Source organism: Treponema sp. OMZ 906 (assembly GCF_024181185.1).
Classification (GTDB): domain Bacteria; phylum Spirochaetota; class Spirochaetia; order Treponematales; family Treponemataceae; genus Treponema.
In genome coordinates, this window is record NZ_CP051196.1 from 563,759 (window position 1) to 575,603 (window position 11,845).

An 11,845-nucleotide genomic window follows, 5' to 3' on the forward strand; every position below is an offset into this window, starting at 1 on the left:
TGTTTGGAACCGCCGCCGTCCGTGGCGGTATGTGGCGAATCCGAACAGGCAAAATGTGTAGAGGTGCACGTGTTTTGCTGTAGAGCGTGTGCATATCCGCCAAGGAGGGCGGGGATAGTAAACAGAATTTGATGAAGAAAAACGAACGATAAGAGGCTGGAAGGTAGAGACGTTTTAGTTCAATATAACTCCCGCACCAATCCGCCACGGACGGCGGTACTGAAACGAGTTAGTGTGAAAGTCACCACTGTTTAGCTTTTATTTTCAGAACTATGCTTTGGAACCAAGGTGGGTTCTTAGGGCAGAGCCCCGCCCAAGAATGTGCGTCCTTGCACATTCTTGGGCTACGAGTTCGCAATGCGAACTCGCTGCTGCGTAGAACCACCGCCATCCGTGGCGGTACTGCGGTATGTTGATTTGGCAGGAGTGCAAACGCACCAGGTAGAGTAGATAAAAGCGCAGAATAATTGAGGCCGTGAGACCATTTGAACCGCGAAGAGGTTCAACTCTGGTTGAACGACCTCAATTATTCTGTGGGGATGCTAAGAAATAGCCTGATGCGTTTGCACGGGGCTTGACTTTCTTTTGAAATTGTGGAATACTCGTTCAGTCTTGCTAAGACGGTTATGTAACGGGCCATTAGCTCAGCTGGTAGAGCAACAGACTCTTAATCTGTGGGTCGCAGGTTCGAAGCCTGCATGGCTCAGATGAATAGGAAGTTAAGTAGCCTAAAGGCTAGGACTTGACATTCCTAAGAATCATCGGTATATTGTTTCGACTCACTTTGTGAGCGAGAGTGGTGGAATTGGCAGACACGCCAGACTTAGGATCTGGTGCCTCGGCGTGAGGGTTCAAGTCCCTCCTCTCGCAGGATTCCACACTGTACATACCGAGCGATATATTTTGCGGGAATAGCTCAGTGGTAGAGCGCCACCTTGCCAAGGTGGATGTCGCGGGTTCAATCCCCGTTTCCCGCTCTTGCAGAAGCGATTCGGTACATCCGAATCGCTTTTTTTTTAACCGGATAGTGCCGGTGAAGAATAAAGTTCTCTTGCGAGAAACCCTTTTAGAATCATAAGGACATGCCAATGAATTTTACGAAAGAATTTACCCCTATCGAAAAGTCTCGGATGAAACTTTCGATTACCGTTAAACAGGATGAGGTGCAAAACCGATATGCGCTTTTAACGAAAAAATATGCGAAACAGCTCCAGATACCGGGCTTTCGTAAAGGCAAAGTACCGGTAAAAATCCTTGAACAGAAATTCGGTGATACGCTACGTGCCGAAACGTATGACGAAGTAATTCAGAATGTATTGGAAGAAGTGTTTGAAGCTGCGGATAAATATTCACGGCCGTTGCCGTATTCGCAGCCTGAACTTGATGGCACACCCGATTTCAAACTCGACTCCGACTTGGTGTTTACCGTTCTGTATGATGTACTTCCTAAAGTAGAAATCTCCAAGGTAGAAGGTTTTACGGTGTCCGTGCCTGAGGTAGCCGTTACCGATGCCGATATCGAAAAAGAATTGGAGCTGATACGGGAACGTAATGCACTTGTTATCGATTGTGGCGATAACGATACCGTGCAAAAAGATAATATCGTAACCATTAATTACGTGCAGCTTGATGATGCCGATGCGGAAATCGAAAGTTCAAAACGTAACGATTTTGTATTTACCGTCGGCAAGGGGCAGTTCCATTACGGCGTAGACGATGAGCTTATCGGTATGAAGAAAGGCGAAGAAAAGGTTATCACCAAGACATACTCTACCGGATATGCCGACAAAGAGCTTGCAGGGAAGACAATCAAGTTAAAGGTTACCGTTACTGCGTTGAAACGCAAAGACCTACCCGCTATTGATGACGACCTTGCACAGGATGTAAGCGAAAAATACAAGACGCTTGCCGACTTAAAAGCCGACATATCGAAAAACCTTACACGTCAGGTGGAAGATGTTTTGGAGCGGAAAAAGACCGACAACCTGCTTAAACAGATGGCGGAAGCTAATCCCATTGAACTGCCTGAATCTATGATTAAGGCGGAACTTGAAGGCCGATGGGCTATGCTGGCACAGCGGTTAGGTATGTCGCCCGACAACTTGGAAAAACTGACGGGCGGTGTAAACGGTAAGTTTTCTAAGGAATCTGCGATGGCTGAATGGCGAGCAGAGGCGGAGCTGCGGCTTAAGACTCGCGTCATTGTCGAAAAATTGATGGAAGAACGGGGAATCGCTGCCTCACCGGAAGATGTTGAAGCGGAATATGCTTCGATAGCCGAACGTACAGGAGCTTCAACGGCGGATGTTAAAAAGCATTATGAGGGTAGTCCCCGCGAAAAAGAATATTTAATCGATGATATTAAAGAGAAAAAACTCTACGCACAGCTTTTTGAGAAATCAACGGTAAAACCGGGCGAAAAGCTGACGGTGGAACAATTACTTGGAGAGGGAGCTGCCGATGTCGGAACAGATGCATAGCCTTGTTCCCTATGTTATTGAGCAGACAGGAAACGGGGAACGCAGCTACGATATTTTTTCGCGCCTGTTAAAAGACCGTATTATCTTTGTCGACGGTGAGATAACCGATGCAACCGCCGATTTGGTTGTTGCACAATTGCTTTTTCTGGAGTCCCAGAATCCCGACAAAGATATCAGTCTTTATATCAACAGCCCCGGAGGTTCGGTAACGGCGGGACTTGCCGTTTACGATACGATGCAGCATATTCATCCTCATGTGCAGACCATCTGTCTCGGACAGGCTGCAAGTATGGCTGCCGTACTTTTGGCAGGTGGAAGCAAAGGGAAACGCTTTGCACTACCTTCCTCTCGCGTGATGATCCACCAACCGTGGGGCGGCGCACAGGGGCAAGCCAGTGATATTACCATACAGGCACGGGAAATACTCCGGTTAAAAAAACTGATTATTCAATACTGTGCCCATCATACCGGGAAAACGGAAAAGACAGTTGCCGAGGATATGGAGCGGGATTTTTTTATGTCTGCGCAGGAGGCTTGCGAATACGGCATTGTCGATATGGTCATGGATAGGAGAAAAAATGCCTAAATTAAGAAGTGATCCTTCTTTGGTTTGCTCTTTCTGCGGAAAGCGTGAGGATGCAGGCCGTAAAATTGTCCCCGGTCCGGGAGTTGCCATCTGCGATCATTGTATCCAGCTTTGCAAAGAATATTTGGCCGCCTATAAGATGGCAATGCCTTTACAGCTTTCGGGGGATATTCCGACGCCGATGGAATTAAAGGCCTATCTTGATGAATATGTCATCGGGCAAGAGAAAGCCAAGCGAGTTTTATCGGTTGCCGTTTATAATCATTATAAGCGAATTATGCATCCTCCTATAGATCGGAATGCTGTTGTTATTGAAAAATCCAATGTTTTACTGATAGGCCCGACCGGTTCGGGAAAAACGCTGCTGGCGCGGACGCTTGCACAAAAGATGAAGGTGCCCTTCGCTATCGCAGACGCGACTACTTTAACCGAGGCCGGTTATGTCGGAGAAGATGTCGAAAATATCCTTTTAAAGCTTATCCAGAATGCCGATGGCGATATTGCCCGTGCAGAACGAGGTATTATCTTTATTGATGAAATTGATAAGATTGCGCGGAAAAGTGAAAACGTGTCGATTACCCGTGATGTTTCAGGCGAAGGCGTCCAGCAGGCTCTGCTAAAAATTGTCGAGGGAACCGTTGCTTCGGTGCCTCCGCAAGGTGGCCGTAAGCACCCTAATCAGGATATGCTGAAGATTGATACATCCAATATTCTGTTTATCTGCGGTGGCGCTTTTGTCGGGCTTGATGCAATTATTCAGACGCGAGTTGCAGAGAATCCTATGGGCTTTGGTGCGGATGTACGGTCTGCAAAAGAAAAAAATTTGCAGGAATTATATGACAAGCTCATTCCCGACGATTTGGTAAAGTTCGGTATTATTCCCGAATTGATCGGACGGCTCCCCATCAGTGTCTCGCTTAACGATTTAAAACTTGCAGATTTGCGCCGTATTCTTGTTGAACCCAAGAACGCGATTATCAAACAGTTCCAAGAATCGTTTAAGCTTGATAATGTTAAACTGACTTTTGATGATGCCGCACTTGACGCTATTTCGCAACAAGCGCTGGATCAAAATACCGGTGCACGAGGTCTCCGTTCTATCGTAGAAAAACTGATGCTTGATGCAATGTTTGAAGCGCCTTCAATGAAAGGCCAAAAATCCTTGCATATCACAAAGAAGGTTATTGAAGAAACGGAAAAGCCTGAGTTAAAGCTGATCTCGGAAAAAACGGCATAGTTTGCCGAATTGTATTTTGTTTGGTTTATTTTTTAAATAACATCAAATGCCATAAAAAGAGCCGGTGCATTAAACGGACAGAAGCTAAAACTTCAACCGTTAGCGTCGGCTCTTTTTATATTCGCGCCGCTTTAATTAAAAAAATGAGTTGCGGTTTAGTTGCGATATTGTACACAGATGAGTGCGCCCAGTACCATCAGGTGAGCAGAGAGCTGCTGCAGGTAGGTTAGTAAACCGTGCACACCATGTATGCCGCTGTTAAATGTTCCGATAAAATCAATCAAAATAATATTGATGATCCATAAAACGATAAAAATAATTAAGATTACATTTAAAATTTGAGGGGAGAGTGTAAATAGCCCCATCAGCAGGAAAAAACCGGCGATAAGTTCACATACGGCAATCGCGATGATGATGATTGTGCTTATTGTTGAACTTTTTACCAGCTGTGTAAGAAAGGTAACTACCGGATTTAAATTACCGGCAGTGGATTGCATAAGTCCTGTTACGCCGCTAACCAGTAAGAAAAAAACAAGTGCAATTTGTAAGATGGTGATCCCCATACTTCGTCTCATAAAAACCTCCGAGTATCTTTTGTAAGAGACATCCTAAAACTTCTATTTTTAAAGATGTCCTGTATAATATCGGCGGATAGCCGCTATATTTTTACGGCATTGGTAATTGAAAATGCTGGAAATTGTTTGCTCAATTCGGATTCTAAATAATTTATGAATTATTTCTCCCTCTTGCCTGAATATGACCTGCCGTTTATACTTCCCGACATGTGTAATCACCACTATGCAAAATCAATTCGTCAATGTCTTTTTTCTATAAAACCGATAGAAGTGCGCGGGGCAGATGTTACGGTGCATTCGCTTTCGTATGATTCGCGTGAGGTACGGACAGGCGCCGCTTTTTTTGCCTTGCCCGGGGTGCATACCGACGGTTCAAAATTTATCGATGCTGCTATTGCAAAGGGCGCCGTTGCGGTTATTCATGAAACAACACTTCCATTATATCAAGAACATATTTGTTATGTTCAAGTGCCGGATGTTCGCGCCGCAATGGCCGCTGTGGCTGCCGTTTTTTTTGACGAACCTTCCAAAGACTTGGTAACAATCGGAGTAACCGGTACGGAAGGAAAAACCAGCACCGTCGATTTTATCTGGCAGCTGCTGCGGCTTGCAGGGAAAAAAGCGGGCTTTTCTTCGACCGTATCTTTTTCATTTGGAGATAAGCCGGTCGCCAATCCGGCGCATCAGACTACACCCGAATCGATTACGGTGCAGGAACGGCTTGCCCGTATGCGGGATAACGGCTGCGAATACGCCGTTGTGGAAGCGTCTTCTCACGGGCTTTCTCCCCGAACGGCGCGGCTATTGCATGTGCATTTCGATGCAGGCGTATTTATGAATGTGACGCAAGAACATTTGGAATTTCACGGCACCTTTGAACAATACCGCTACGATAAAGCGAATTTATTTCGGTCATTAGATACCCATGACCATAAGAAAAAAAACGGAATGGTTGCGGCCTTCGGTATCGTCAATCTTGAAGATCCGTCTGCCACCTATTTTGCACAGGCAACAAATCAGCCCGTATTCGGATTTTCCGTGCGAAAAAATATCGATGGCGCTGCTGCGGCTGTTCCGTTTTCAAACTTTGCAGGCGGCTTATCTGCCGATAACGTGCATGAAGGGGAGTGCGGTTTAACCTTTACCATTCACGCATCGTTGAATGGTGTGCAAAAAACGTATGAGGCCGCCGCTTCGGTAACCGGCTTTTTTAATGTGTACAATATCCTCGCCGCGCTTATTGCCGTTCATAACTTAACGGGACTGTCGTTTGATATGCTTGTGCCGTTGCTGAATCGGCTTGTACCGGTAAGGGGGAGAATGTGCCGTGTTGAAGCGGGACAGCGCTTTGAGGTGCTTATCGATTATGCGCATACGCCGTCATCATTCCAAGCGATTATGCCGTCTGTTCGTGACCGTGTTAAAGCGAAAGGCGGCCGCGTGATTGCCGTATTCGGTTCGGGCGGAGAGCGCGATACCGTTAAGCGACCGGAGCAGGGAAAAATTGCCGGAGAATACTGCGATACGATCATCCTCACCGACGAAGACCCCCGCGGCGAAGACCCTGTCGAGCTTTTGGAGATGATTGCCGCCGGCTGTCCTAACAAGAAGCGTGGCGAAGAACTGTTTATCATTCCCGACCGGCCGGCTGCCGTCCGTAAAGCATTTTCCCTTGCGCAACCGAATGATGCGGTATTGTTGCTTGGAAAGGGGCACGAAAATTCGATTATCGGGAAAAACGGCGCCGTACCCTATGACGAATACACCGAAGCGCACAATGCCCTGCGGGAATTGCAGGATTTTTAATGTATAGGATTTACTGCAAATACTTGGCGTTTAAATTCCGAAGGTGTAAGTCCGTACCGTTTTTTAAAAGCACGGCGGAACGTTTGTGTATTTGCATAGCCGCAGCGTTCGGCCAAAGCACTAAGAGATTCTTTCGTGTTCTCCGCAATCAGCGCTTGAGCTTTTTCGAGCCGTTTATCTTCCAAATATTGAGCAAAACTTTTTTGCATTCTGGTACGAAAGAAATAGTATAGAAAATTCTCCGTCATCCCGAAATCCTGAGCCATTTGAGAAAGATTTAAAAGCGGATTTGCATAAGATTGTTCTATATATTCGGCAATATGATTTATAAGGGTTATGTCTTTTCCTTGGCATACATCTGCCGGCACCACATGTTTGTTGTCGTTTATTCGTGCGGAGGGGTGAGATTCCGGAAATGTGTAAAGAGAGGTCTGCAAAGAACTTTTTCGCGGTACGCGGAGCAATAATATGGCTGTATATCCGATATAAGATAAGAGAAAAATCATAAACACGGCGGATACGGCAAAACGTCCGGTTACTATGTGCTGCACGAATGTAAATCGCGGAATGCTTACAAGGAGGACGGTATCGGTGCCCCGTATCGGTTGCGCAAAGAGAAAATAAGATTTGCCGCGTATACGCTGTTGTGTAATGATTATCGGCTCGTTGCTTTCGTCTGCGTTTTGTATCGATTTTGGCAAGGCCGATAGTATTGTTTGTATTTCAGATTGTACGGGTTCAGTTTCTTTTACTGCCCCGTCAGGGCGGATAAGCAATGGCCTACCTTTGCTGTCGATAAGCCAAAAGACGGCTTTGGTAAAAGCCGGAAGAGCGGAAAAAAGCCCTTCAAAATAGCTTGTTTTTAAAAGTATTATGAGCTTTCCTGCATTTGCTGCCGTGTTTGGCAAAGGAAAGGTCTGTTCAAATACAAGAAGCTTTCTCTGTATTCCTTTAGAAACCACCGAAGACTCGGGCAGCCATGCATTGACATACACAGGTCGTAGATAGTATTCCCGCCATTGTCTGCTGTTTAAATCTTGGAATGTAAAAAGAGTTGTATACATGGTATCTATATCAAAAAAAGCATTGTCCGCTTCCACTAAATAGTCGCTTTTTTTAGAATAAAGATACAGCGAATCGATTGCCGGATGCACCGATTTGACATAGGATAGCTGACGTTGTGCATTGATAAGTATTTGTATATCGGCAGAACCTTGTGCAATCGTATTCTGCATTACAAAGGCTTGTACATCGGTATTGATCATCAGCATATAAGAGAACCGCTGTATTTCACTCATTGTTAAATGAAGGGCATCGGCCGTTTTAATCAAAGTGTTTTTACAGGTATCCATTTGTTTTTTTATTGCACGGCGGAAAAACCGGTATTCAGTGACAGCTATCACGACACAGGCAACACAGCATAGTGCAAATAAAGAACGGGAAGCGGAAATTTTCTGTATGTTTCGGCGTAGCGATCGAATCGGCACAATAAAAAAAGTATACCATGTTTAGAGTAAAAATGCAAAAATTTAGATTAGTTTAGGCAAGGTAAACGCATCAGGCCGTTTTTTTAACAACCCAGCGGAAAAGTTGAGACTATTCGACCAGAGTTGAACCTCTTCGCGGTTCAAATGGTCTCACAGTCTCAACTTTTCCGCGATTTTTATCTACTCTACCTGATGCATTTACCTGTCTGTTGGAAAAATGTACGAAATTTTAAGTAAAATTTCGTACAGAAGGAGGATAACCTCTGAAAATATTTTATAATGCGGTTGCCCTGTTAGGTTAGGATGCTCCTAAAAAACTGAAGCTATAGGGCATCGCTAAAAACGAGGTTTCCGGTTTTCACCCAATATAAAGAAATGCCAAGAACCGTAGGGCTTCCCATTAACGATAACATCTTGCGTATGCTGCATACTGATAATATGTATGTCCTGCAAAAGCGCCGGAATGGTTTCCGCATCGGTAAAAAAGTGGGGAATACCGTTTTCCGGCCCATCTTCAACTTTAATGACGGTATTTTCATCAACGACGGGAAATCCTGCCTCCTTATAGCTCCACGCATTTTTTGAGCAGAGCGTAAGATACACTTCGCCGCCGTTTTTTACGACCCGTCTTATTTCAGAAAGTATTTTTTTAATACCGGCAGTATCCGTATGAGAAATCACATGGTACGCAAGGAGACAATCGAACGAATCATCCTGATATGGCAAAGCGCTCATATCCCCGCATTGAGCGATAATCGGTAAATTTTGTTCCGAAGCGGTTGCACGCAGCCCCTCAACAGCACTCTCCGATAAATCGATTGAATGAACGGTAAAACCTTTTCTTGCAAAAAACAGCGAATGCCGCCCCAATCCGCAACCGAGATCAAGAAAATGCGAATACCCCTTTTGCTTCCATCGCTCCGCCAAATAATACGCAATTTCCGCCGGCCGGTACCATATATCCGTTTCTATTTTCTCCCAATCCCATGCTTTATGTTCTACCATATATATACCACCTTGCAGCTTTTGCCTTTCCAGCGCTTTTAAAAATAGCCTGTCCGGAAGTGTACGTCCGTGTACACTTCCGGACGCGAGTTTTTGCATCGCAAAAACATCGCTTCTGTTTTGAATCACGGACATCCCCGCCCACGAATGTACATCCGTGTACATTCGTGGGCTACGAGTTCGCATTGCGAACTCGTTTCTGCGTTACACCCCGTCCATCCTTGGACGTTCTGAAGATACAAGGCGCGAGCAAAAAACACCCGCGTATACCTACTGTTCTTTGCGAGTACGCATGACCAGCGCTTTTGGAAATAGACGATGCAGATGCTAGGAGCCTAGCCGAAATAAAGCGGAGACACGCCACAGAATGTACATCCTGTACATTCTGTGGCTACGAGTTTAGCCTTACGTCTAAACTCGTTACTGATTTACACCCCCGCCATCCGTGGCGGTTCTGCTACGTTGAGCATTTATTGCAGAAACGGCATGGATGCCGCTCATACTAACCTGTAGCGACAACGCAGATGTGCCGTATCTCCAGCGCTTTTAAAAATAGCCTGTCCGGAAGTGTACGTCCGTGTACACTTCCGGACGCGAGTTTTTGCATCGCAAAAACATCGCTTCTGTTTTGAACCACGGACGTCCTTGTCCGTTCTGAAACTACAAGGCGCGAGCAAAAAACACCCGCAGACACGCCCAAAAATAAACATCCTTGTTCATTTTTGGGCTACAAGTTTGCAGGAGCAAACTTGCTTCTGCTTGGAACCAGCGGCATCCGTGCCGCTTCTGCCTTTCCAGCGCTTTTGAAAATAGACATCGCAGATGCTAGGAGCCTAGCCGAAATAAAGCGGAGGCGTACTTTTTGTACGTCGAGCATTTATTTCGGCGTAGCGACAACGCAGATGCGTTGTATATTTTCAAAAGTTTACTTGTACTGTCGGTTATAAGCAGTCTGCATATTCTCAAGAACTGCAGACAGCTGGAGCTTATCCAAATTCTTTAGATAGTTATCCCATTCCGTATCGCTGTTGATATCCATGGTACCGACCATGAATTTAACGGCGCTCTGGCGGATATAGTTGGCAAGCTCTTGCTTCACTGTAGAGAATTTTTCAATTTCTTCTGCAGTGTACTTTAACGGCGGCACTTCTTTATTGACATCTGCATAGGGTTTATACAGATTATGAGTTTCATCGTAGAGAACTTTCTCAAGGTTTTTCGGTGCATAGTAGTCGCCGCTGAGGTCAACAGCCTGTCCGAGTCGGAAAGATGAGATTTCGGCAATGGTTTGCCCTTGAATAAAGGTTACATTCTGCGGGTCTTTGTCGTTCCACGGCTTCAGCTGTTTCCAGATTGCTTTTTGCCCGTCTAAGCCGACATCTCCTTCGGCTGCCCATGCCCATGCATCACCTTCATTACCGTATTTCTGCTTAAGCGTACCCTCGGTGCTGTACATGTAATCAAAGTAGCGGAGGATTGCCTCGGCATGGGGTGTTTTTGACGAAAGAACGAGGGCGCCGGTTCCCGGTACGGATAAAAAGTTTACGGCTTCGCGTACTCCGTGCGGCCCCTGTAACGGTGCAATAGCTTGGAAGTGCAGGAAACGTTCTCCGCTTAATGATGAGAATTGGCCTCTCCAGCCGCCTGCAACGAATCCGACTACCGGCTGTGCGGAACTTTCAACCAGCTGTGTCAGCTGACTTGAATCCTGTGTAAAGGAACCGTTATAAATCAGGCCTTCTTTATAGAGCTTATTGATAAATTGTAAGGCTTCACGGTATGCGGGTTTATTTACCGCAGTATCGATTTTTTTATCGTTTAACAAATACCCGACATTACCTTCCGCCCCCGCAGAGATATTGGTATCAAGATCACAGTAGATAAACGAGTTGATGATAAAGCGTTCCACCTGATCATTCCAGCCGATAATGGAACCGGCAAGCGGTATTTCATCTTTTTTACCGTTACCGTTGGGATCGTTATCGCGGATGGCAACGAGCGTGTCATAGAACTCATCGATGGTTTCCGGCACTTTAAGTCCGAGTTTATCGAGGAATGGCTTGTACACAAACATCTTCGCGGCATTCGTACAATGATAGCAGACTTCCAGACGAGGCAGCGAGTAGATATTGCCATCCGTCATGGTCATAAAGCCCATTGCTCCCGGAAAATCTTCTAAAGCCTTAGTTAAATTGGGCAACGTACCGTCGGAATAGTATTTATTAAGCGGCATAAATAATTTTTCTTCCGTACCATAAGCAGTTTGATCTTTAAAGGTAATTCCCATGCCTAAAAATGCATCCGGTAAATCACCTCCTGCAAGGGTGAGCGGCAGTTTTTCCGGCGCTGCTTGCTCCGGTACCATAATCCAATTTACTTTAACGCCGGTTTTCTCTTCCATAAACTTGGAAAATTCGTTTGTGTTAAAATCTTCAACACAAGGCGGCTGCGCAACCATGATATTTACGGTAACAGGTTCGGATACAATAGGATACGTTCCTTTAGGCGTATACTTCCCTTTTTCCGCAGTTTCCGATGCCTTGCATCCGCTGATGATAACGCATGCAATAAGCGCCGTAGCGCACACAATACCGGTGATCCTTTTCATATTCCCTCCTTGATATCTAATATCGATATCTAAAATCGGCTTATAGCCTGATTTTCACTAT

General features: G+C 45.5%; 8 protein-coding genes and 3 tRNA genes. 7 read left to right on the plus strand and 4 right to left on the minus strand.

Annotated elements, in window-relative coordinates:
• Window positions 1–633 precede the first annotated feature (633 nt).
• From E4N69_RS02415 to clpX, 6 genes are all read left to right on the plus strand, one after another.
• Window positions 634–706, plus strand: a tRNA-Lys gene (locus tag E4N69_RS02415).
• Window positions 707–790: 84 nt separating this feature from the next.
• A tRNA-Leu gene (locus E4N69_RS02420) sits at window positions 791–870 on the plus strand.
• Window positions 871–905: 35 nt separating this feature from the next.
• A tRNA-Gly gene (locus E4N69_RS02425) sits at window positions 906–977 on the plus strand.
• A gap of 111 nt (window positions 978–1,088) precedes the next feature.
• The gene (tig, locus tag E4N69_RS02430) at window positions 1,089–2,480 is read left to right on the plus strand and encodes a trigger factor (RefSeq protein ID WP_253824371.1); all 1,392 of its coding nucleotides are present in this window, start codon (window positions 1,089–1,091) and stop codon (window positions 2,478–2,480) included.
• Window positions 2,461–3,066 carry an ATP-dependent Clp endopeptidase proteolytic subunit ClpP gene (gene clpP, locus E4N69_RS02435; protein ID WP_016523077.1) on the plus strand — a complete coding sequence of 202 codons (606 nt, stop codon included), beginning with the start codon at window positions 2,461–2,463 and terminating at the stop codon, window positions 3,064–3,066. Before tig ends, clpP begins: the two co-directional genes overlap by 20 nt.
• The gene (gene clpX, locus E4N69_RS02440; protein ID WP_253715043.1) at window positions 3,059–4,303 is read left to right on the plus strand and encodes an ATP-dependent Clp protease ATP-binding subunit ClpX; all 1,245 of its coding nucleotides are present in this window, start codon (window positions 3,059–3,061) and stop codon (window positions 4,301–4,303) included. Before clpP ends, clpX begins: the two co-directional genes overlap by 8 nt.
• Window positions 4,304–4,458: 155 nt before the next feature.
• Here the strand turns inward: clpX and E4N69_RS02445 are convergent, their stop codons facing one another.
• Window positions 4,459–4,878, minus strand: coding sequence for a hypothetical protein (locus E4N69_RS02445; protein WP_162662401.1), 420 nt, complete (start codon window positions 4,876–4,878; stop codon window positions 4,459–4,461).
• A 153-nt stretch (window positions 4,879–5,031) separates the two neighbouring features.
• On the opposite strand from E4N69_RS02445, the gene E4N69_RS02450 reads away from it, so the two are divergent.
• A complete protein-coding gene (locus E4N69_RS02450; RefSeq protein WP_253824372.1) occupies window positions 5,032–6,684 on the plus strand; it encodes a UDP-N-acetylmuramoyl-L-alanyl-D-glutamate--2,6-diaminopimelate ligase in 1,653 nt (550 codons plus the stop codon).
• Here E4N69_RS02450 and E4N69_RS02455 read toward each other — a convergent pair.
• From E4N69_RS02455 to E4N69_RS02465, 3 genes are all read right to left on the minus strand, one after another.
• Window positions 6,681–8,036 carry a helix-turn-helix domain-containing protein gene (locus E4N69_RS02455; protein ID WP_253824373.1) on the minus strand — a complete coding sequence of 452 codons (1,356 nt, stop codon included), beginning with the start codon at window positions 8,034–8,036 and terminating at the stop codon, window positions 6,681–6,683. The genes E4N69_RS02450 and E4N69_RS02455 overlap by 4 nt on opposite strands.
• Before the next feature lie 471 nt (window positions 8,037–8,507).
• A complete protein-coding gene (locus E4N69_RS02460) occupies window positions 8,508–9,341 on the minus strand; it encodes a class I SAM-dependent methyltransferase (RefSeq protein WP_253824374.1) in 834 nt (277 codons plus the stop codon).
• A 760-nt stretch (window positions 9,342–10,101) separates the two neighbouring features.
• Window positions 10,102–11,784, minus strand: a complete 1,683-nt coding sequence (locus E4N69_RS02465) for an ABC transporter substrate-binding protein (RefSeq protein ID WP_253824375.1) — start codon at window positions 11,782–11,784, stop codon at window positions 10,102–10,104.
• Between the last annotated feature and the right edge of the window lie 61 nt (window positions 11,785–11,845).